This is a genomic window from Sulfobacillus harzensis, from assembly GCF_012933365.1.
Taxonomy (GTDB): domain Bacteria; phylum Bacillota; class Sulfobacillia; order Sulfobacillales; family Sulfobacillaceae; genus Sulfobacillus_B; species Sulfobacillus_B harzensis.
In genome coordinates, this window is sequence record NZ_JABBVZ010000026.1 from 8,896 (window position 1) to 31,477 (window position 22,582).

Below are 22,582 nucleotides of genomic sequence, written 5' to 3' on the forward strand. Positions count from 1 at the left end.
ATGCGATGGGGATTGCAAACGAGGAGGAGCGTTCAATGGGAATCAAGACCCCGAACGGCACAAAATCCCGCCACCCCCGGGTTGGACACGGCCACCGAGCCTTTCAAAAAGACCTGACATCATCTACCCTCACCCTGCTTACGATTGGCGGAATTATGGGGTCGGGTCTCTTCATGGCCAGCGGGTTGGCCATCCGTCACGCCGGGCCGCTGGTGTTGGCCATGTACGCTCTGGGAGCGCTGATGATGATTTTAGAGATAAACGCCTTGGCGGAGATGTCCGTGGCTACCCCGGCGCCGGGATCCTTCCTGGTGTACACGCAGAAAGTCCTTGGACCGGGATGGACCTTTGTCGCCGGTTGGATTTTTTGGTTTTCCAGCGTTCTCACCATGTCTAGTGAAGTGACTGCGGCCTCCCTTTTCTCCCGCTTGTTTTTCCCCGGGGTGCCGCTATGGGGCTGGTCCCTCGCCTATTCGGCGCTTATCATCGCCATTAACTTCATTAGTGTCCGCGGCTTTGGCACGATTGAAGGCTTTATGGCGGGGGTGAAAACGATTGCCGTCGTGCTGTTTATTGTTTTTGGTGTACTGATGCTCTTGCATGTCATTCCTACCCACCATCCCATGACACCTCTGGCCACTCTGACCGGACATGGAGGCCTTGTCCCAACCGGATGGTATCATGCCCTTCCGGCCATGATTCTCGTGCTTTTTGCCTACGCCGGGACTGGCGTTATTGGGCTGGCCGCCGCAGAAACGCGCCGGCCACGGGACACCATTGGCCGGTCTGTGCGCAACACCACCGTTTTAGTCACCGTAATGTTTTTGGGGTCCATCGCGATTATCCTGATGGTGAGCCCCTGGAATATCCAGTCTGATGCCATCAGCCCCTTCATTGTCACCTTGCGCCAAAGCCGATTGGCCTGGACAGCGCTCGTCATGAACCTCGTGTTGCTGTTTGCCGTGCTGTCCACCATGAACGCCGCCCTTTATTCCAATGTCCGGGTGCTCTATGGTTTAGCGCAACAGGGAGAGGCGCCAAGGGCTTTGGGTCGGCTCAACAAGCGCGGTCTGCCGACGCGGGCCATTTGGACCAGTGCCGGGCTTTTGGCCCTCACCATCCTATTGGCTTACGTGCTTCCAAAGAAAGCCTACAGCTATCTCGTCACAGCCACCGGATTTCAGGCCATGTTTATCTGGCTCATGGTTCTACTCACCGAGCGGCTGTATCGCCCATATCTGGAGGCCCACCATCCCAAGAAACTGAGCTATAAGCTTTGGGGATTTCCCTTCACGACCTATCTGGTCATGGCGGTCGTGCTGCTGAGTATGGCAGTCTCACCGTTTGCGAAGGGTGAGTTGGTCGGCGCCCTGGTGGGACTCGGCGGCATCGCCGCCGCCCTCGGTGTCTGGCTGATTTTGCGCCATCGACTACGAACTGCGCGCTAGCCAGGACGCCACCTCAACATGGTCCGTGCGAGGAAACATATCCACGGGTATGGCCTGCATCAATTGAAAATGCGGCGACAGACGCCCGACATCCCGCGCCCAGGTATCGGGATTGCAGCTAATATAGATGATTCGACCGGGTTTGAGGACGTTGAGCCGTTCCACCACCCGCCCATCCAATCCCGCTCGGGGCGGATCTACAATGACGGTCCCGGGCGGATCGGCCGCTCGTTTCACCCAGGCATCGATGACATCCTCCACCCGCCCTACCTCGACTCCCACATTGGTTAGATGGTTTAAGGCAAAGTTTTCCCGCGCATCGTGCACCGCTTCGGGATTGACTTCGAGCGCTCGGACCCATCGTGCCTCTCGGGCAGCCAACGCGGCAAGTGTCCCCACGCCGGAATAAAGGTCCCAGACCTCACTGGGTCCGCCTGGCAGAAAGTTCAGGGCAGCCCGGTAGAGCACTTCCACTTGCCCCGGATTGACTTGAAAGAAGGAGGTATAGGACATGCGAAACCGTAGTCCTAAAATCGAGTCGATTAATGAGTCCTGGCCAGCCAGGCAGACCGTTCGCTCGCCCAGCACCCGGTTGGTCGGTGCAGGCTGAACGTTCATTCCCACACCCGCGACCCGCGGCACGGCCGCCATGATGGCTTCCGCGAGGGAGGCCAATTCCGGATGCGGTTCCGTCACCACCAAGAGTGCCAATAGCTTTTGCTCCATCCGTGAGGAGCGAATCAGAAGATGGCGCAAAATCCCGCTGCGCTGCGTTTCATCGTAAGGAGGAATGCGAAAGCGATTGACAAGATCCTCCGCCACCTGAAGCAACTCGTTGACCCAGGGGTCTTGAATGGCACAGTGGGCAGCGCCGATCACCTCGTGAGTGCCCCGCCGATAAAGCCCAAGGCGGACCTTGCCCCGCGTTCCGCCAAAAGGAAACTGTCCTTTATTACGATAGCCGTACGGGTCTGGACACCCTCGAATCGCCTCCACCAAGTCCCCGTTTACTTGTGCGATGCGCGTCAGGGCCTCTCGCACCCGGTTTTCCTTATACGCGAGTTCCGCCCCATAATCCCAATGCTGAAATGCGCATCCGCCACACTGGCCAAAAATGGGACAGACAGGCGCCACACGTGTCGGGACCGTGCGTTTAGCCGAAACAAGCGCACCGCGGGCAAAATTCTTTCGCGTCTCGATGACGCGGACCCTGACCAGTTCCCCGGGAAGGCCGCCGGGGATGAAAATCAACCGCCCGTCGGGCATGCGGCCCACCCCGTCGCCCGCCTGTCCCATTCGCTCAATTTCCACCGTCAGCAGATTGTTGTCAGCCATCCCAGGACACCCATCCTTCCCGGTCGACGGCGAGATCCCAGCCCAATGGCAGGCTCCACATCGGCTCCGAATGGCCTGAGGGAAACCCGCACCAGGCAGGTATTCCCAGCGTCTCCGCAGCCTCGCCAAAAATGGCCTCGGCCACCTCTTTTGACTCACCGGGAGGCAGTTGAATATCGCCCACCACCAATCCCCGAGCCTCTTTTAGGACGCCGGTCAACCGCAATTGGGTCAGCATGCGCTCGATGCGATAGGGTGCCTCATGGACCTCCTCGACATACAGCACCGTCTCGCGGCAGTCCACTTGAAAGGGCGTGCCCATCAGGGACGCGATCAAGGTGAGGTTCCCTCCCCGCCAGGGTCCCGTCAACGCTTGCGGAGCCCCCAGCGGCTTCAATCGGGTGGGCGACAGTCGTGCCGGCCTTCTGTTTAGCACGTCCAAGAATGAAGCACGAGTCACGGGATTCTCCCAATCACTCTCCGCATTGGGCCCATGAATGGTTGGCCATCCCAACTTGGCCAACCCCAGGTGCAGCGCCGTGATGTCGCTGAACCCTACGACAATCTTCCGCTCCGCGTTCCGTAGGCTCTCCCAATCAATCTGATCCATAATCCGCATGGCCCCATATCCGCCCCGAGCCGCCAACACCACCGCGACAGCGGGATCTAACAAGGCCTCCATCAAATCCTGAGCCCGGTCATGGTCTGTTCCTGCAAACCCTAAGGGATGCCATACATCAAACAGATGGCGGCCGTACGTAACCTGGAATCCCGAGGCGGCCAAAACTGCGGCCCCTTGTTCTACCCGCTCACGGTTGACGGCCGCGGCCGGTGCCACGATGCGAATCTGGGCTTCGGCGCCAATCCTAGGCATTCTGATAGTCGCGGGCGATGGTCTCCCTCAGCAGTTGGTTAACCAAATCGGGTTTAGCTTGCCCGCGGGTCGCCTTCATCACTTGCCCCACCAAAAATGCCAAGGCTTTCTCCTTCCCGGACAGAAAATCCTGAACAACCGATGGATTCTTGCTCAAAACCTCCTCAACCACCGCTTGGATAGCCCCTTGATCGGTAATCTGCGCGAGTCCGCGTTCCTTGACCAAAGTCTTGGCGTCCCGCCCCGTCTCAAACATCGCCTCCAGCACCTCTTTGGCCATGCGCCCGGACAAGGTGCCTTGTTGGATGAGGGTCAACAGTTCGACTAATCCCTGAGGACGCACCACCGCCGTCTTAAAGCTCTCGCCGCGCGCATTAATGAGCCGTGCCACGTCAGAGAGCATCCAATTGGTCACCAGACGCTCGTCGTGAAAGTCCCGCACGGCCTCTTGCCAATAGTGATAGGCGTCTTTATCCAGAACCAAAACCTCGGCATCCTTGGCCGGGATGCCCCGTTCCACCAGTGATGCGCGGATGGCGTCGGGCAAAGCTGGAAGGCTCTCCTTCAGGGCGTTAATCCACGACGGATCCAGGACCAAGGGCGGCAAATCCGGCTCAGGGAAGTAGCGGTAGTCGTTGGCCTCCTCCTTGGATCGCTGGCTGTACGTGCGTCCCGTCTGGTCGTCAAACCCACGCGTTTCCTTAACAATCCGCTCCCCTCGGGATAACAGCTCTCGTTGGCGTTCGACCTCATATTCGATGCCGCGCTGCACGTTGCGGATCGAGTTCACGTTCTTGATCTCCACCCGCGGCAAATCCTCAAGACTGCCTGTCCAGTCCCGGGGCCTTAGCGATACGTTCGCATCGCAGCGCATCGAGCCTTCCTCCATGCGTAAATCGGATACATCCAAATAACTCAACACGGCGCGAAGCTCGGTCAGATACAACCGTGCCTCCTCTGGCGAACGTAAGTCAGGTTCGGACACAATCTCAATTAATGGTACGCCCGCCCGATTGAGGTCGACCAGCGATCCACTGGCATCCCCGAGACGGATTCCCATATGGTTCAGCTTGCCCGCATCTTCTTCCACGTGAATCCGCCGGATCCCAATTTTCTTCATGCCGTCGGCGCCCCGAATCGTGACCCATCCGTACTCGGCTAAGGGTTGATCGTATTGGGAAATCTGGTACGCCTTGGGTAAGTCCGGATAAAAGTACTGCTTGCGATCAAACTTCGAAAAAGGCCTCACTTGGCAATTGAGGGCCAGGGCCGACCGCACCGCCAGCTCAATCGCCTGTTGGTTCAAAACCGGCAGCACCCCGGGAAGGCCTAGACATACTGGGCAGGTTTGTGAATTGGGTGCCGCTCCGAACGCCGCGGAACAGGAGCAGAACAGTTTGCTCTGAGTCTTTAGCTCCACGTGCACCTCAAGACCAATAATCACATCGTAGTCGCTCATTGCTGAACCTCCTCCGGCCACGGCATGGGTTGGCAAATGGACTCTACCGCGCGGACAGCCCCTAAAAGCGCCTCGTCCGCCAATGTCGGCGCCAGCCACTGTACCCCCACCGGGAGCCCCTCGCCCAATCCCAACGGAATAGAAATTCCCGGAATTCCGGCCAAATTGGCGGTCACGGTATAAATGTCGCCCAAATACATGCGAATAAGATCGTCGCTTTTTTCGCCGAGGCGAAAGGCTCGGTCGGGTGTGGTGGGCGTGACGATGTAGTCTACGATGGAAAACGCTCGTTCAAAGTCCTCCCGAATTCGGGTGCGGACCTTCTGCGCGGTGAGATAATACTGGTCATAGTACCCGGCGGACAAGGCGTGAGTTCCCAGCAAAACGCGCCGCTTCACCTCATCGCCAAATCCTTCGTCGCGGGTGGTTTCATACATGCTAAGCAAGTCATGGCCTGAGGCGCGCATCCCATAGCGCACGCCGTCATACCGCGACAGGTTGGACGAAGCCTCGGCCGGGGCAATGAGATAATAGGCGGCGATGGCATAGACGCTGTGGGGAAGCGAGATCTCCACCAACTGGTGCCCTTGTTGCGCCAATCCCTCAAGATGGGCTTCCACAAGTTGGCGCACAACCGGATCGAGGCCCTCTCCAAAATATTCCTTCGGGATGCCAATTCGCCAAGGCCCGGACGTGCCCTCGGGAGCCCAAGCACCGCTTTGGAGTGAGGTGGAATCTTGCCGATCGTATCCCTGGATGGCCTCGAATACCCGACGGGCATCACCAACTGAGCGCGTCATGGGTCCAATCTGATCGAGACTCGACGCAAACGCAATCAACCCGTATCGTGACACCCGCCCATAGGTCGGCTTAAACCCGACGACGCCCGTATAGCTGGCGGGCTGTCGAATCGACCCACCCGTGTCGCTTCCTAGCGCAACCGGCACCATACGCGCCGCGACGGCAGCAGCCGACCCACCACTCGACCCCCCCGGAACGCGCGTAAGGTCCCAAGGGTTAAACGTGGACCCAAAGGCGGAATGCTCGGTGGACGATCCCATGGCAAACTCGTCCAAATTGGTCTTCCCGATCACAATGGCGCCTGCGGCGTGCAGCTTGTCCACCACGGTGGCATCGTAGGGTGATATAAAACGGCCCAAAATCTTTGAACCCGCCGTGGTCGGCATGGTGCGAGTGACAATGTTGTCCTTCAATGCCACCGGAACGCCCGATAACGGGTGTTCTTGACGTTCTTTCGGCGTCCATCGATCTTGAGCGCGGGCTGTTTCCCGGGCCCCGTCCGCGTCCACGTAAAGAAACGCCCGCACCGAACCGTCGACCGCTTGAATACGTTCAAGATGCGCTTCGACAATCGCCTCTGCCGTCACCTCGCCTGCAGCAAACAAATCATGCAGTTGCGCTGCCGAGAGGGTCCACAATTCAGCCATTGTCGCTGCCTCCTTCCATGATGCGTGGCACCTGAAACATGTTGTCGGCCGTCTCGGGCGCATTCTTCAACGCCTCCGAAACAGGAAGTGAAGGCGCCGGCTGGTCCTCTCTCAATGGGGTCTTGTCCTTGAGCACATGCATGGTGGGCTCCACTTGGGACAAATCTAACTGCGCCAACTGCTGCACATAATCCAACACCCGGTTCAAGTCACGCCGAACAGCTGGCAGTTCCTCTTTTGTCAAACGCAAGCGCGCCAATCGCGCGACATGCAAAATTTCCGTGTCTGTTAGTTCCACAGAGGTTCCCTCCCCTGAATATCCTTCCAATTATAGCATTGCGAGGACCTCGGCCCAAGAGCTAGTCCTTCGGCTCTTCCCCCAGAACCAGGATGTCGATGTTGCTGGACAGACGCAGCACCTCGTTGATGACGGACCCGCGCGCGAGCTCCTCCCAGCGTGAGCGGCGCGACTCACCCATGATAATCTCTGTCACGTGATGTTCCTTGGCATAGTTGACCAACGCCCGAGGCACATTGGAGTCCTCCAACTCCACCACATGGGCGCCTAATTTGCGGGCCAGCGACAAATGCCCTTCAAGCCGTTCCGCATCCGCCTTCGGAAGCCCCTGAATCCCATGAGGCAACACGGTTACCACGGTGAGAATGGCCTTCAACCGCCGGGCACGCCGATACCCGCGGCGTATGAGGCGGGAGCCGTTAGGCGACGGGGTCAATGCCACCAGAATCCTGTCATGGGTTGGCCAAGGTCCGACAATATCATGATTGTCCATGTAGTCTTCGAGCCGCTCGTCGGTATCGTCAGCCACCGCCCGAAGCGCCATTTCCCGAAGCGCCGTAATATTGCCCTTGCGAAAGAAGTTCTGCAGGGCGTTGGCCACGGTGGCGGGAGGATAAATTTTTCCGGCTTTCAGCCGATCAATGAGGGAATCGGGGGTCAAATCGATGAGGCGGATTTCCTCCGCATCGCGCAACACTTGGTCGGGAATCGTCTCCCGTACGCGCACCCCGGTGATTTGCCGCACCGTATCATTAAGCGACTCCACATGCTGGATATTAAGGGTGGACCAGACATTGATTCCGGCCTCTAAAATCTCTTGGACGTCCTCGTAACGCTTGGCGTGCTTGGCATCATCGGCATTCGTATGGGCTAGTTCGTCCACCAGTACCAAATCGGGTTCACGCGCGATAATCGCGTCGACGTCCAGTTCGCCCACCTCTTTGCCCTTGAGGGTGCCGAGGCGAAGGGGAATGACTTCCAAATCCCCAACCATTTTCTCCGTGTCCGGACGGCCGTGGGTGTCCAAGACGCCCACCACCACGTCAATGCCTTCTGCCCGAGCGCCATGCGCGTCGCTCAACATGGTGTAGGTTTTTCCGACCCCCGGCGCTGCGCCGATATAAATTCGGTGCTTTCCCCGGCTCATGCGCTTAATGTCTTCGAGAATCTCCTCCGGGGTTCTGCGCTTGAAGCTGTGCGCCACCGCCACCGTTCCTTTCCGTCCGATATCTCCTATGTTTTAGACTACTTGAAACGAAAAGTCCACGCCAGCTTCTGAGTTGGTATCATCCCGCACGATGCGGCCCATGCATGGGGGTGGGCAGCACCCGTTCAACGTGAGAACGAACCACCATCACGGATGCCCCGGTTCTGCGAAGGACACCCGCAGCTACACCGCCCCCAACCCATCGACGAAATCCCCGCGGCGGTTGTCCCCCGAGCACAATGGTGTGGCAGTGAAGAATGTCCGCTACCATCACAATGACGTCGCTCACAGACGTCCCGGATTCGTGGAGAAAACGGACCCGATCCATCACTCCACGAAAGACATCCTGTTCCAAATACGCTCTCAACGTCTCTTGTATGTCGCGCTCATAGTCTGAAGTCCACCGAGGCCCGGCAAATCGCGCCGATCCCGCCAGTTCCGTGACATATAAAACGGTCACCTCGATGGCATCGTCAGCCAATAGCCAACGCCGGACCCACCGACAGGCCGCCTCCGCATGGCCGCGGCCATCCAGCGCCAACAGTATGCGTTGCACTGGCATCACCTCCCCAAAAACAAGGCGCCGGACCCGTAAGCCCGACGCCTCGCTTGTTCGCGCGGAACCAGAATTAGCCGTGTCGCGCCTTGTACACCTCAATATTCAGTTCGGTCACGTTGACCACCCGTTTTCCAAAGAGCCCCCACTCGGGACCGAGGGTCGCTTGATTCACCAGGGTATGCAAGTACTGGGTCGAAAGTCCCGTCGCTCGAGCAACCCGGGGAATTTGGATCAAGGCGGCTTGCGGGCTGATATAGGGATCCAAGCCCGAAGCGGATCCCTCAACAAGATCCGGGGGTATCTGGCTGACCTTCAAGCCCGGATCCGCCTTCTCCAACGTGGCAATGCGCGCCTTGATGTTCTGTATGAGAACTTTGTTGGTCGGGCCCAAGTTACTGCCCGTCGAGTTCTCCGCATTGTACGGCTGGGGTTTTCCCGTCGTCGCATTCACGGTGTCAGAGGGACGGCCCCAGAAGTAACCCTTTTGGGTAAAGTACTGGCCGACGATGGCCGAGGCTACCACCCGGTTGCCAATCTTCACCACGCTGCCGTTGGCCTGGTAAGGGAAGAGTAGCTGGCTTAGCCCGGTCATGGCCAAAGGATAGGCCAACCCCAACAGCACCCACAACGACACGGTCACACCAATCAATGGCTTTAAGTACTTCATGTGCGTCACCTCCTCCTATGCGAGTCCGAATAATCCCAGCACGTGGTCAATCGCCCAGATGCCGACGAACGGGATAATCACGCCCAAGACACCCCAGTTGAAAATGTTGCGAGCCAGCATTTTGTCGGCCGATTCCGCTCGATACTTGACGCCCCGGATGGCGAAGGGAATCAGCGCCGGGATAATGAGGGCGTTAAAGATTAGCGCCGACAAAATCGCGCCGTGCGGTGTCTTCAGCCCCATGATGTTCAGCTTGCTGAGCACCGACAACTCCGGAACCGCAGCAAACATGGCCGGGATGATGGCGAAGTACTTCGCCACGTCGTTGGCGATTGAGAAGGTGGTGAGTGCGCCGCGGGTGATGAGGAGCTGCTTTCCCACCATGACTACGTCTAACAACTTCGTCGGGTTGGACTCCAGGTCAATCATGTTGCCCGCTTCCTTGGCTGCCATGGTTCCAGAATTCATCGCCAACCCCACATCCGCTTGAGCTAGTGCTGGCGCGTCGTTGGTGCCGTCACCGGTCATGGCGACCAGCTTTCCTTGCGCCTGCTCCTTTTTAATAACCTCAATCTTGTCCTCAGGTTTGAGCTCGGCGATGAAGTCATCGACGCCTGCCTCCTGAGCGATAACGGCGGCGGTGATGTGGTTGTCACCCGTCGCCATCACCGTTCGAATGCCCATCTTGCGGAAGTCGTCAAAGCGCTCTTTTAGACCGGTTTTAACAATGTCCTTCAATCGAATGACGCCGAGTGCCTTGCCGTCCACTTCCACGGCCAGCGGCGTACCGCCCTCGCCGGCTACAGCCTCCGCGAGCTTATTCAGCTCCTCCTTGGTCTCCGGCGCCGTAATCTCCACGATGGCGCTAACCGCGCCCTTTCGAATCTGCCGGCCATCATTGAGGTCGACGCCACTCATCCGCGTATGCGCGGAAAAAGGTACCGGCTCGCCATCGGCCTCGGGCAGCTGCTCGACTTTCAGCACATCTTGCGCCAATTCCACCACCGACCGACCTTCCGGCGTGGTGTCAGCCAACGAGGCCAAGAGCGACGCCTCCGCCACCTCTTCCACGCTCACCCCTTGGATGGGCATGAACTCGGTCGCCATGCGGTTTCCAATGGTAATCGTGCCGGTCTTGTCGAGGATGATGGTGTCAATGTCGCCGGCCGCCTCGACGGCGCGTCCGCTCTTCGCCACGACATCCACCTGCGCCACGCGGTTCATGCCTGCGATGCCGATGGCCGACAGCAGCGCCCCAATCGTGGTCGGAATCAGACACACCAAAAGTGCGACCATCGTGGTGATGTCAGTGGCATGCTTCCCAAAGTAGCTGGCCTGAGGAACCAGCGTCACAACCACTAGAACGAAGATAAGGGTGAGCACGCCCAACAGCGCCGACAAGGCGATCTCATTGGGGGTCTTTTGCCGACTGGCTCCCTCAACCAAGGCGATCATACGGTCAAGAAAGGTTTCCCCAGGACTGGTGGTGATTTCAACCACCAAGTGGTCGGACAACAGCCGCGTCCCGCCCGTGACACTGTCGCCCTTTGCCTTAATGACGGGTGCCGATTCACCGGTGATAGCGGACTCATCCACCGAGCCCACCCCTTCCAGCACCTCGCCGTCGCTGGGAATCACATCGTTTTCTTCAACCAACACGCGTGACCCCTTCTCCAGTCGCTCGGCAGGAACCCAGTCCCAAGAACCATCATCTTTAAGCTTCTTCGCCCGGGTGCTGGACCGGGTACGCCGGAGAAAGTCGGCCTGCGCCCTGCCGCGCGCCTCGGCGTACGATTCCGCGAAGGTCGCAAAGAGAATGGTGAAAAAGAGGATAATGGTCACTAACAGCTCATACCCGAAAATAGGTTTGCCGACCGATCCAATGGTAAAGATGAGCGTGACCAGCGTGCCGATTTCCACCACAAACATGACCGGATTGCGAATCATCTGCACGGGATTGAGCTTGGCAAAGGTGTCTTTCAGTACTTCGCCGAAATATTGCCCGCCCATTTTGCTCGGTGTTTCCGATGCCGTTGCCATATGCGAATAATCCTCCCTTACGCCGACCTAAAACAGGTGATGGGCCATTAATAAGTAGTGCTCGGCCAAGGGCCCCAGCGCCACCACCGGAAAGAACGTCAAGGCGTTCAGCACCACCACCGCGCCTGTCAAGATGCCGCCAAACAGCATTCCTTCGGTGCGCATCGTCCCCGACGTTTCAGGCACCGCCTTCTTCTTGAGAAGCGACTCGGCGAGATAAAACATGGCAATCACCGAGGCAAAGCGCGCCACGATCATTACAATGCCGATCGTCACCTCGTAATAAGGCAGAGCCGCGCCAAGGCCCGCAAATGCCGAACCGTTGTTAGCTGCACCCGACAAGATCCCGTAGAGAATCTCCGAAAATCCATGTGGTCCGGGGTTGTACACGCCCTTTAAGCCGACCGGCAACGCCACCGAAAGTGCCGTACCCACCAAGATGATGAACGGATGCAGAAGAAAGGCAATGGAGGCCAATGACACTTCGCGGGCCTCGATTTTCTTGCCGAGGAACTCGGGCGTACGACCAACCATCAGCCCCATCAGGAACACGGCGATGATGACCAGCATCAGCATGTTGAGCAATCCCACGCCAAATCCGCCGAACACCAGATTCAAGAACATGCCAATCATGAAGGACAATCCGGTAATAGGCAGCGCGCTGTCATGCGCCGTGACGACAGAACCGGTGGTAAAGCCCATGGTCGACATCCCAAATATCGTGTCGCCCCCAGTTCCCATGCGGAGCTCGGTGCCTACACGATAGACATGCCCATGCAGCCCCAACGCATTCACAATCGGGCTTCCGGCGTGCATCGGGAAGTAAATCATGGCGCCCATAGCAAACCAGAAGATTCCGGCCACACCAATCAGTGTCCAGGCCATCTTCTTCTTACCGGTCATCACACCGAGGGCGTAGAAGAACGCGATCTCAACAAGGCCCATCATTATCGACTCAAAGATGTTAGTGAGCGGCGTCGGGTTCTCCAGCGGATTCCCGCTATTGGCGTTGGTAAAGCCACCGCCGTTGGTGCCCAAGTGTTCAATCGAATCCCAACTGGCAATCGGTCCCCGCGCCACCACCTGTGTCTGTCCCGTAATGGTATGCACGTGCAAATACGGAGCTAAAGTCTCCGGCACGCCCTGCCACACCAAAAGCACCGTGAAGACAATGGCCAAAGGCAGCAGGATTCGGGTGCACATCAACACCAGGTCCACAAAGAAGTTGCCCATCTTCTTGCCTGACAACGCGCGAATAAAGGCAATCAGCATGGTTCCGCCGATGGCCGGCGTCACAAACTGCAAAAACGATAGATTGCCAAACTGCGAGAAGTACGAGAGCGTGCTTTCTCCGCCGTACGCCTGCCAGTTGGTATTGGTCCCAAAACTGGCGGCCGTGTTGAACGCCAGCTGCGGATTCACCGCGGTCATGTGCTCGGGATTCCACGGCAAATGGCCCTGAAGCCGGAGCAACACGTACGAAATGATGATCCAAGCAAAGTTAGTCAATACCAATGCCACGCCGTACTGCTTCGCCGTCATCGACTTTGACGGGTCAATGCCAAAAAGCCGGTAAATACCGTTCTCGATCGGCCGCATTGGTCGGTCCAAAAAGGTCGGCTCATACGAAAAGACCTTGGCGATATACGTGCCGAGGGGCTTCACGGTCACCACAAAAATCCCGATGACCACCACCCACACGGCTACCGTTTGCAGCGACACTCAATCATCTCCTCACGGTTAGAATTTCTCAGGGTGAATGATGACGTACACCAAATAGATGCTGACGGCCACCGCGAGGCCCAACAAAATGCCACCTGTCACAACGGAGCCCTCCTTGCTCTAAAGACGTTCTAAATAGTGAAGCAAAGCCAACATGACCCCCAACAGCGCGAGAACGAGCACCATCATCTCCACATCCAGCATTGTCCTCACCTTCCTCCCTTTTACACCCGGTTAGTATCAGCCTTTTCCCGTAAAAAAGTCCGTAAAAGAACACCTTGGATGCATAAAAACGCCGTAAAAAAACGGGGGCCACGAGAGCAACTGGGCTGTCGTGGCCTCCAGGGTGTTTGAAATTCGCCAAGGTTAGAGTCAACCGGGAGGGGAGTCTGATGACTTGTGGGGCAGGCGGTACGGCACAATCATCACAGCGATGGACCGGCGAAACACCATGATCGCCTCCAGGGCAAATCCCATGTGGTTATGGAGAATGTTTTGCCACCGTTTTTCAACCAGCAGTTCCGGGATCACCACGATGACTCTCCCCGGCGCAAACAGGCGCGACAGGTGGTCTATGTAACGCACCATCGGCCGCAACACGGCTCGATACTGGGACTGAACCACCACCAGTTTGATACGCGAGTCGGGATTCCATTGCTTCCAGCGCTCGGTCATCTGCTGCTCTCTTTCGGGACTGGTCGCGATGTGCAACGCCAAAAGCTCGTCCGGATTCATGGAAAGGGCTGTCGAGAGAACCCCCATGGTCATCTGATTGATGCTGGCTACGGGGACAATCACCACCAACTGCTTTGGTGTTGGCTTGCCTGACAAGTCTTCCATGCGCAAGATGTCCGCCACCATTCGGTAATGGCGGCGGACCGACCGGAATCCCCACAGCATCAAGGGAATCGCGACCACCACAATCCAGGCTCCCTCCGTGAACTTGGTGATGACGGAGATGAACACCACAGCCGTTGTCAGCACCGCGCCCAGTCCCGCCGTAATGATGGTGGTGACGCGGCGGCCATCCGCATTTTGAGCCCATCGTTTCTTCACCAGGCTCACCATAGCAATGGTAAAGCTCATATATACCCCAACTGCGTACAGAGGTATCAGGGCAGCCGTATTGCCTTTGAAGAGGATAATAAGGAGAATCGCAAATCCGCCTAGGACCAAAATCCCGTTTTGATACACAAGCCGGTCTCCGCGACTTAAAAACATACGCGGCATCCATTGGTCCCGGGCCATGGTGCTGGCCAGTTGCGGGAATCCCGCAAAGCCGGTGTTGGCCGCAATCGCTAAAATCGCCATGGTCACAAATGATAACAAATAAAAATAGACTCCACGGCCAAATAGACGGCCGGCCATCAGTTGCAGAACCGTGACCGGGAAGGCATGAGCCGCGTTGGGATGCAGCCCCAATCGGTTCGCGACCAGTGAGGTCCCGAAAAACATCGCGCCCAACAAAATCCCGAGAAACATCAGCGTGGTTCGCGCTTGGCCCGGTGCGGGATTTCGGAAGATGGGGACCCCGTTGGAAATTGCTTCAATGCCTGTGAGCGCTGAGGATCCTGAGCTAAAGGCGCGCAATAGCAATAGCGGCCCGACCGCCAGCGCTGATGTGGTTGGGGAGAGCACCGAGGCGGGCCTTGCTATGGCAAATTCGGGATGGATGAGGCCATACCCCACCATGATGAGAACCATGGCGATGAAAAGATAGGTGGGAAAAGCGAACAACTGCGCCGATTCTTTGGTACCGCGCAGATTTACCACCATGATAAACAAGGTAAACAACACGGAGACCCAAACCGTCCAATGTCCTAGCCTGGGGAACGCCGAGACCAGGGCCGCGACGCCTGCTGTGACGCTTACGGCAACGGTCAACGTATAGTCGATTAACAGCGCGGCCCCAGCAATGAGACCAATCCCCGGCCCTAACGTATCGCGCCCAATGACATACGCGCCCCCGCCGTTCGGGTACTCGGCTATGATTTGGCGATAGTTGTACACCAAAAAGGCCAGCAACAGCACCAAGGTGGCGGATATGGGCAGAGAAAACCATAGCGCCGCCATCCCGGCATAACTTAGCATGATGAGAATTTCCTGGGTCCCGTAAGCCACGCTCGACAAGGCATCCGGAGCTAGAACAGCCAGGCCCTGAAAAACGTTAACCTTCCGCTCGGTCCCTTCGCGGTCTTTGAGTGGTCTTCCGATTAAGACCCGCCGCCAGTCCATCGCCGTCCTCCCATGCAACCAGTCCTAAACATTTTGTTTGTACCATAGGAGAGGAAGTTTCCCAAACTGGGGCACAACTTCCAGGGACTGGCCTGCCTCCAACCCTCTAATCACCCTGGCCATGCGGCTTAGGATAGAGCGCGTAGCCAACACCCGCGTGCGACACTAAGTAGACAGGACGGTGCGGATCCGGTTCAATGTATCCCCGAATCCGCCGGATGTACACGCGCAGATACTCATGCTCGGTCTGATACCCCGGTCCCCAGACCCGCCCTAGCAAATGTTCATGGGTGAGCACCTTGCCGCAATGCTGGGTAAGTTCCTGACAGAGCCTCCATTCAATGGGGGTCAGTCGTACGCGGCCGTTTGGCCCTTCCACTTCGCGGGTGTCCTTAATGAGGCGGATGTCTCCGCAGCCCGCATCCCGCGACTCCGAAAAGTCACGGCTTCGCCGCAAAAGGGCCCGTATCCGCGCCAACATCTCCCCCGGCGAGAAGGGCTTGGCCAGGTAATCGTCCGCTCCTAGATCGAGCGCCTGAATAGTATCAGCTTCCGAATTCAATGCGGTCAGCACCATCACCGGTACGGTGGAGAGTTTGCGAATCCGCTCGCACAGATGAAACCCATCCATATCGGGAAGCCGCAAGTCTAAGAGCACCACGTCCGGCTCGCGGTCGTAAATCAACGTCAACGCCTCATGGCCATTGGCCGCTTCTGCCACCGCGTAGCCAGCCATTTTGAGATTGGTGGTAATGAGCCGTCGATATTTAGCTTCATCATCAATGACCAATACTAAGCCGCTCTCGTCCATGCTCGCCCTCCTTTACACCCGTAAGGGCCCAAGGCAGCAAGATGGCCACCCGAAATCCCTTGGGATCCGGCATGTTCTCCGCATGAACGGTTCCGCCATGCGCCTCGGCGATGCGCTTGACAATGGATAGCCCCAACCCTGACCCGCGAATTTCCGACTGGGCATGAACGGGGGAACGATAGAAGCGCTCAAAAATCTTATCCATATCGGCCGTCGGCACCCCCGGTCCAAAATCGCGCACAGACACTCGCCATCCCGTCTCGGACGCGCCGTACGCCACCTCAACGGCGCCCTCTGAATACTTGAGAGCATTTTGCACCAAGTCGCTCACCGCTGTTATTAAGGCCTTGGCATCACCATAGCCGCGAAGATTCTCCTGCTCAAAGCCAACGGCCCTGATGCGCGACCGCTCCCATACGGGAAAGCGATCCAAGAGCTGATTAAGCCAGCTCTCCAAGGAAAACCATTGCGGCTGAAAGGGAATCCCGGTGCTATCCAAGGTGGACATGGTTAAGAGCTGCTCGATGAGCGCCTCCAATTCCCGCGTCTCTTGAACCGCCACCTGCAGGAATTCGCTGCGCTCCTCCGCCAGCAACCGATCGCCCGCCCGCTCCAGCGTTTCCAGGTAGCCCTTCACCAGCCCCAAGGGCGTCCGTAGTTCGTGCGACACATTGGCCAAAATCTCCGACTGCATCCGGGCCCGCTCCTCCATCAAGTGATGGCGGCGAGCGGCGTCGGCGGCTTCTGCGGACGCGGCAGCAATGGCAATCTCCTGTGCCAATACCTCGAGCAGGTCGCGATAGGTGGCAAACCACCCCGACTGGTCAGACTGCCACAACAGAATTCCCCATGGCCGTTCTTGATACCGCAGGGGAAACACCGCCACCCGCGCCTGACGAACACCGGGAATGAGATAGCCTCCGGAACCGTCGTCCCCGCTGTATCTTGGCACGTTGAGCCAAAGTGCTTCGCCCACCAACCCGCGATCCGCCTCTAAAAACATGGCGGGCACTGGGCGCTCTGACAAGGTCAGCTGTCCATGCACAGCATATAAGCGAAGACTGTCTCGCCGGTCGCGGGTCAGGCGATAGATGGCCGCGTGTTTCATCGCCGTGTGCTGCGCCACCTCGGCTAAAATCGCTTCCATCGCGTCCGTAGGATTGGCGTGTTCCCCCAAAGACGCCCAGCCGCGGCCAATGGCCAGCAACTGGTCTTTCAACAGCCGATGTTCATTTTCCAGAGCAGCCACGCGCCCCTCTTTCATCCAGTACACGCCCACCGAAATGACCGCAAAGCCAATTGCCCACAGCGCTGGAGAGACAAACCACTGATTGGCGGCCAGTTGGTGCAACCGGGCAAGCGCCACCCCCGTGAGATACGACGCTTCGGTGCTCGGTGCGACGCTTTTGGGCGTCACCTGTAGTAACCCGGCCGCCATGCCCAGCAAGTGGGCGCGGAGCGTTCCCGACGCCACACTCCCCGACTCTTGAACGGTTGCTAAGGCCAAAAGGGTCTGGCGATACTGCTGGTGCCAGGCATAGGAAAGCCGCGCGAGCAGCGCAATGCCTGCTGCGCCACCAACCACTGCTAACCACCACCCGTTCCCTAGCCGCACCTTCACGTCAATCCCCCGCATTTCTGAAGGTATGGTAGACTAAGGCGCCGTTATTGTCTAACTTTGAAGCCCCGGTTTTTCCTTTTGACCCGTAGATTTCCTATCGGAGTCCGGGAAGTGCATCGGGACCGTGCCTATCACCACGTCCGTGCGCCGGCGAAGAGCTTGCCGGATGACGCTTCCCAACCGATTATGGAGCAGGCTGGCGCCCAGTCCTTCCGGTACTGCTTCCGGAATCAAGACCAACACCCGCTCGTCTGCTTGCCGTTCCAGCGTGCTGATAAAGCGCAAGAGCGGCTTGACGACCGAATGATACTGCGATTTCAAAATGGATAGACGTACCGGCGGATTCCAGACCTCCCAGGCTTGCAGAAACTGCTTGGCAGTCTTGGTGCTGGCATTGTCATCTCCCGGCTCCTCAAACAGCACCACCACGGCAATCACCTGATCGCTCAACGACAGCGCATGATCCAGCGCACGCCGGGTCAATTCTGTCAGGGTTGGGGTAATGGGAACCACCACGATGGGGTGCGGCCGTGGCTCAACCGGATCCGGTACGCGGCCGATGCCGAGTTCTTGGCCGACGCGCTGATAGTAGCGGTACACCCGTCGAAACATCCAGATGAGAAGCGGGATCGCCACAACCACCAGCCAGGCTCCCTCGGGGAACTTGGTGATAACGAAGAGTAGCGTGGCAATGCCGGTGGCCACAGTTCCCATGCCATTCAACAGGGCCCGCATCTGCCATCCACGCGGTCGCGTCTTAACCCAATGAACCACCATGCCCAGCTGCGAGAGCGTAAATCCCGTAAAGACGCCGATGGCGAACATGGGAATGAGTGCCTGCGTATTACCCCGCACCGCGACCAACAGAATCGCCGAGGCAATCGCCAGCACCCAAATGCCGCGCTCGAACACCAGGCGATCGCCGCGAATGGCAAACGACTGCGGCAGAAAGCGATCCCGAGCCAATAGGCTCGCCAAGAGGGGGAGCCCGCCAAAGGAGGTGTTGGCGGCCAATCCCAAGACGGCTGTAATCGCTAGAGACACCACGAAGAACGCCCAGCTGCGTCCCACAGCCGCCGCCATCACCTTACTCAGCAAACTTTGATTGCCGCCTGGGATTACGCCAAAACGAATTGTCAAGGCGGCAATGCCGATGAGCATGGTTGCAAGCAGGATGCCCAAGACCCATTCAGTGCGCTTCGCCCGCAGCTGACGGGGCTTTCGGAACAGCGGCACGCCGTTGGCGATGGCTTCCACCCCGGTAAGGGCTGTACACCCGGCGGCGAAGGCCTTCATCAAGAAGAAGGCGCTTGCGTGCGGCGGCCGAACGGGAACCGGATGCACGGGATGGGTCAGGTGCGGGTGAACAAACCCCCAGCCCAGCACGGCCAACAGCCCAACAATAAACAGCAGCGTCGGCAGAAGAAATGCCCGCGCGCTTTCTCCCACTCCCCGCAAATTTAAAAAGGTCACCACGGCAAGGAGAGCGAGACACATGGGAACCGTCCATGGCAGCAATTCCGGCCAAGCGGAGGTCAGCGCGCCAATGCCCGCGGCGATGGAAATGGACACCGTCAGGATGTAGTCGATTAACAAGGCGGCGGCAGCCAAGTGACTCGCCCCGGTTCCCAAATTTTCTCGGGAAACAGCATAGGCGCCACCCCCCTTGGGATAGGCGTCAATCACCTGGCTGTAAGACAGCACCAATAAGGCCAACAGTCCCGTAATGGCCAGCGACTCCGGCAGAAGATAGCGAATGCCGGCCACGCCTAATCCCACCAAGACAATGGCAATCGCTTCGGGCCCGTAAGCCACCGACGTAAGCGCATCCAGGGACAGGGCTGCCAGCCCTTCGGATGTGCCGATTTCCTCGGATTGTGCCTCCGCCGTCTTTAGCGGGCGCCCGATGAGCAAATGCCAAATGTCCATAACGCGAGTGTACCACGATTGGATGATTCCGTTCGGGCCAGTTACTGGGCAGAGACTTGCCCGCCCAATTCCTTCCGGGACTAGAGCCTCCGGGTGATTGCCGCCGTATAATAGAAAAAAAGAAGCGACGAGGAGGAGCCATGGCTATCAAACTAGGCGAAACGGTCACTGACCCGCGCAATCCCGCCCGGCAGGGAACGGTCGTTCGTGTGCACACCAACCCTGCCTGCCTCATGCGGAGTCTCGAGATACAGTGGCACGACCCCATACCCCTCATTGAAGAATTGGAGGAACTGGAGTTTGGTCCCCTAGAAGACTAGGGGCGCGCTGGCCGATCGAGTTGAATGAGTTGCAGGCCCCGCTCAGCCGTCAACTGCTCCGTTTCTGGACTCTCATAGGGCCGTAGATAAAAAATGCGTTCCACTCCCGCCTGCACGAGTGCCCTGGCACAATATCGGCACGGCATGTCCGTGCAGTACAAATCCACCCCTTGGGTCGCGATGCCGTAACGGGCGCACTGCAAGAGTGCGTTCAGTTCGGCGTGAATGGTCCGAACGCAATGACCGTTTTCCATGAGGCAGCCGACCTCGGTGCAGTGCGGTTGGCCATGCGGCGCCCCATTATAGCCTGTCGCAATCACCCGCTGGTCCCGGACCAACACGGCCCCCACCTGGCGCCTCGGACAGGTCGAGCGAGTAGCGACCAAGAGGCTCATTTCCAAGAAGTAATCGCTCCACGAAGCCCGCATTTGAGGCCCTCCTCAGAAAAAAGGGCCCCGAAGGGCCCCTTTTGAAGAAATTATCGAAAGTGGCAAGCCACCCAATGTCCCGGGGCTGATTCCTTAAGCGGCGGCCGCTCCACCTTGCACTGCTCTTGGGCAATGGGGCACCGGGTGTGAAACCGGCAACCGCTGGGCGGATTGACGGGACTCGGCACATCGCCCTGTAGAATAATGCGCTCGTGCCGGGCAGCCGGATTGGGCATGGGAATGGCCGAAAACAGCGCCTCCGTATAGGGATGCAGCGGGTGCTTGTAGATCTCGTCAGCATCTGCCACCTCCATCATCACGCCCAAGTACATCACACCCACCCGGTCGGAAATGTGACGGATAACATTGAGGCCGTGGGCGATGAAGAGATAGGTCAGTCCGAACTCGCGCTGCAAATCCTCCATCAAGTTCAGAATCTGCGACTGAATCGAGACGTCCAAAGCCGAAACCGGCTCGTCCGCAACGACCAACTTGGGATTCAGCGCTAATGCGCGAGCAATGCCGATACGTTGGCGCTGACCGCCAGAAAACTCGTGGGGATACCGACGGATGTGATAGGCGGACAAGCCCACCACTTCCAACAACTCGCGCACCCGCTTTTGGCGCTCCTGGTTGTTGCCGATGCGGTGAATGACGAGCGGCTCCTCAATAATCTCGCCAACCGACATCCGCGGGTTCAACGACCCAAACGGGTCTTGAAAGACAATCTGCATTTCACGGCGCAGATTGCGCATTTCCTGCTTGGAGACTTTGGTAATATCCTTGCCCTCGAAGTAAATGTGCCCGGAAGTCGGCTCGATTAACCGTAGGACTGTCCGCCCGGTCGTGGTCTTGCCACAGCCGGACTCGCCTACCAATCCCAGGGTCTCGCCCCGCTTAATATCAAAGCTCACCCCGTCAACGGCCTTGACCTCCCCGACGACACGAGAAAAGAGGCCGCCGGTAATTGGAAAATGCTTAGTTAAATCCTGAACAGATAAAAGCACATTGGGGTCAATTTCTTTTTGTTCTGTATTATCGAGTACGGCGCTCACGAGACCGCCTCCTTTCCATCAGCGTGCAGCCAGCAGCTCACTTTGCGTCCGTCGCCGACGTCGCTTAGAGTCGGCTCCTCGCGACGGCATATGTCCATCGCCTTTGGACACCGTGGAGCAAAGGCACAACCGCGAGGCAGGTGCAGGAGGTTGGGAACCGTCCCTTCAATAACATGGAGCTTTTCCTGGCGTGTTTCGTCGATACGGGGGATGGACGCAAGCAAGCCCTCCGTATAGGGGTGCAGGGGTTCGCGGAAAATGTCCACGGTGCTGGCCTCTTCAACGACCTTGCCCGCATACATGACCGCAACCCGATCGCACATTTCGGCCACTACCCCGAGGTCGTGGGTGATGAGCATAATCGCGGCGTGAAACTCGCTCTTCAACTTTTTCATCAAATCCAAAATCTGCGCCTGAATGGTTACGTCCAAGGCAGTCGTCGGCTCGTCGGCAATCAAAAGCTTGGGATTGCAGGCCAAGGCCATGGCAATCATGATGCGCTGCCGCATCCCACCCGACATTTGGTGGGGATACTCTTTTGCCCGCCGCTCGGGCGAGGGAATACCCACCAGCCGCAACATTTCAACGGCCCGGTTAAATGCCTCCCGTTTGGACACGTTCTCGTGCAAGAGGACGGCTTCCGCGATTTGTGCGCCCACCGTATACACGGGGTTTAAGGAACTCATCGGCTCCTGAAAAATCATCGCGATGTCGTTGCCGCGAATTTTTCGCATCTCATCCGTCGATTTCTTTAAAAGATTGTCGCCTTGAAATAAGATTTGTCCCCCGACAATGCGTCCTGGAGGATTGGGCACCAGTTGCATAATGGAGAGCGAGGTCACGCTCTTTCCTGAGCCCGATTCGCCCACGATACCCAATGTCTCTTCCTGATCGATGTGAAAGCTCACACCATTCACGGAAGGGACAACACCCTCGTCCGTAAAAAAGTGTGTTTGAAGATTGTTGACCTCCAGAACACGGTTGGCCACAGCCGTCTCTCCTTCCCGTCTCGGATCGCGCCGATGCAAGGTGTCTAAAAAATAAAAGAATTCCTTGGATAAAAGTGCCAAACGATTCGACACCTTCACCCATCTTCATCATTATAAAAGTCCAAGGTTCAGGCGAC

The 22,582-nt window shown here is 57.8% G+C and carries 20 protein-coding genes; 2 read left to right on the plus strand and 18 right to left on the minus strand.

The window, feature by feature from the left end; all coding sequences use genetic code 11:
- The first annotated feature begins 35 nt into the window (after positions 1-35).
- Entirely contained in the window at positions 36-1,448 is a 1,413-nt protein-coding gene (locus tag HIJ39_RS09465; protein ID WP_169099026.1) for an amino acid permease, read from the plus strand.
- On the opposite strand, the gene rlmD is transcribed toward HIJ39_RS09465, so the two are convergent.
- From rlmD to HIJ39_RS09540, 15 genes are all read right to left on the minus strand, one after another.
- Positions 1,431-2,783, minus strand: coding sequence for a 23S rRNA (uracil(1939)-C(5))-methyltransferase RlmD (rlmD, locus tag HIJ39_RS09470; protein WP_169099028.1), 1,353 nt, complete (start codon positions 2,781-2,783; stop codon positions 1,431-1,433). The two genes, HIJ39_RS09465 and rlmD, sit on opposite strands and share 18 nt — an antisense overlap.
- Positions 2,776-3,657 carry a S66 peptidase family protein gene (locus HIJ39_RS09475; protein WP_169099030.1) on the minus strand — a complete coding sequence of 294 codons (882 nt, stop codon included), beginning with the start codon at positions 3,655-3,657 and terminating at the stop codon, positions 2,776-2,778. Before HIJ39_RS09475 ends, rlmD begins: the two co-directional genes overlap by 8 nt.
- A complete protein-coding gene (gene gatB, locus HIJ39_RS09480) occupies positions 3,650-5,116 on the minus strand; it encodes an Asp-tRNA(Asn)/Glu-tRNA(Gln) amidotransferase subunit GatB (RefSeq protein ID WP_169099032.1) in 1,467 nt (488 codons plus the stop codon). Before gatB ends, HIJ39_RS09475 begins: the two co-directional genes overlap by 8 nt.
- Entirely contained in the window at positions 5,113-6,564 is a 1,452-nt protein-coding gene (gene gatA, locus HIJ39_RS09485; protein WP_169099034.1) for an Asp-tRNA(Asn)/Glu-tRNA(Gln) amidotransferase subunit GatA, read from the minus strand. The genes gatB and gatA overlap by 4 nt, the downstream gene beginning before the upstream one ends.
- Positions 6,557-6,862 (minus strand): Asp-tRNA(Asn)/Glu-tRNA(Gln) amidotransferase subunit GatC, encoded by a 306-nt coding sequence (gene gatC, locus HIJ39_RS09490; protein ID WP_169099036.1) that lies wholly within the window; start codon positions 6,860-6,862, stop codon positions 6,557-6,559. The genes gatA and gatC overlap by 8 nt, the downstream gene beginning before the upstream one ends.
- A 61-nt stretch (positions 6,863-6,923) precedes the next feature.
- Complete coding sequence (locus HIJ39_RS09495; protein ID WP_338055134.1) at positions 6,924-8,072, minus strand: universal stress protein; 1,149 nt, start codon at positions 8,070-8,072, stop codon at positions 6,924-6,926.
- A gap of 76 nt (positions 8,073-8,148) precedes the next feature.
- On the minus strand, positions 8,149-8,625 hold the full coding sequence (locus HIJ39_RS09500; protein WP_169099040.1) for a universal stress protein: 477 nt from the start codon (positions 8,623-8,625) through the stop codon (positions 8,149-8,151).
- A gap of 73 nt (positions 8,626-8,698) precedes the next feature.
- On the minus strand, positions 8,699-9,295 hold the full coding sequence (kdpC, locus tag HIJ39_RS09505) for a potassium-transporting ATPase subunit KdpC (RefSeq protein ID WP_169099041.1): 597 nt from the start codon (positions 9,293-9,295) through the stop codon (positions 8,699-8,701).
- Positions 9,296-9,310: 15 nt separating this feature from the next.
- Complete coding sequence (gene kdpB / locus HIJ39_RS09510) at positions 9,311-11,305, minus strand: potassium-transporting ATPase subunit KdpB (RefSeq protein ID WP_169099081.1); 1,995 nt, start codon at positions 11,303-11,305, stop codon at positions 9,311-9,313.
- Between the two features lie 57 nt (positions 11,306-11,362).
- Positions 11,363-13,057 carry a potassium-transporting ATPase subunit KdpA gene (gene kdpA / locus HIJ39_RS09515; RefSeq protein WP_169099043.1) on the minus strand — a complete coding sequence of 565 codons (1,695 nt, stop codon included), beginning with the start codon at positions 13,055-13,057 and terminating at the stop codon, positions 11,363-11,365.
- Between the two features lie 18 nt (positions 13,058-13,075).
- On the minus strand, positions 13,076-13,159 hold the full coding sequence (locus tag HIJ39_RS25140) for a potassium-transporting ATPase subunit F (protein ID WP_169099083.1): 84 nt from the start codon (positions 13,157-13,159) through the stop codon (positions 13,076-13,078).
- Between the two features lie 270 nt (positions 13,160-13,429).
- Positions 13,430-15,292 (minus strand): APC family permease, encoded by a 1,863-nt coding sequence (locus HIJ39_RS09525; protein ID WP_169099045.1) that lies wholly within the window; start codon positions 15,290-15,292, stop codon positions 13,430-13,432.
- A 106-nt stretch (positions 15,293-15,398) separates the two neighbouring features.
- Positions 15,399-16,103 (minus strand): response regulator transcription factor, encoded by a 705-nt coding sequence (locus HIJ39_RS09530; protein ID WP_169099047.1) that lies wholly within the window; start codon positions 16,101-16,103, stop codon positions 15,399-15,401.
- Positions 16,072-17,724, minus strand: a complete 1,653-nt coding sequence (locus HIJ39_RS09535) for an ATP-binding protein (protein WP_169099049.1) — start codon at positions 17,722-17,724, stop codon at positions 16,072-16,074. Before HIJ39_RS09535 ends, HIJ39_RS09530 begins: the two co-directional genes overlap by 32 nt.
- Positions 17,725-17,775: 51 nt before the next feature.
- Positions 17,776-19,653, minus strand: coding sequence for an APC family permease (locus tag HIJ39_RS09540; RefSeq protein ID WP_169099051.1), 1,878 nt, complete (start codon positions 19,651-19,653; stop codon positions 17,776-17,778).
- 140 nt (positions 19,654-19,793) lie between these two features.
- Between HIJ39_RS09540 and HIJ39_RS09545 the strand changes: the two genes are divergently transcribed.
- The gene (locus tag HIJ39_RS09545) at positions 19,794-19,973 is read left to right on the plus strand and encodes a hypothetical protein (RefSeq protein WP_169099053.1); all 180 of its coding nucleotides are present in this window, start codon (positions 19,794-19,796) and stop codon (positions 19,971-19,973) included.
- Here the strand turns inward: HIJ39_RS09545 and HIJ39_RS09550 are convergent.
- Genes HIJ39_RS09550 through HIJ39_RS09560 form a run of 3 tightly spaced genes read right to left on the minus strand, consistent with a single transcriptional unit; the run spans position 19,970 to position 22,445 of the window.
- Positions 19,970-20,401, minus strand: coding sequence for a deoxycytidylate deaminase (locus HIJ39_RS09550; RefSeq protein ID WP_169099055.1), 432 nt, complete (start codon positions 20,399-20,401; stop codon positions 19,970-19,972). The two genes, HIJ39_RS09545 and HIJ39_RS09550, sit on opposite strands and share 4 nt — an antisense overlap.
- A 50-nt stretch (positions 20,402-20,451) precedes the next feature.
- On the minus strand, positions 20,452-21,456 hold the full coding sequence (locus HIJ39_RS09555) for a dipeptide ABC transporter ATP-binding protein (protein ID WP_169099056.1): 1,005 nt from the start codon (positions 21,454-21,456) through the stop codon (positions 20,452-20,454).
- Positions 21,453-22,445 carry an oligopeptide/dipeptide ABC transporter ATP-binding protein gene (locus HIJ39_RS09560; RefSeq protein ID WP_169099085.1) on the minus strand — a complete coding sequence of 331 codons (993 nt, stop codon included), beginning with the start codon at positions 22,443-22,445 and terminating at the stop codon, positions 21,453-21,455. The genes HIJ39_RS09555 and HIJ39_RS09560 overlap by 4 nt, the downstream gene beginning before the upstream one ends.
- Positions 22,446-22,582 lie beyond the last annotated feature (137 nt).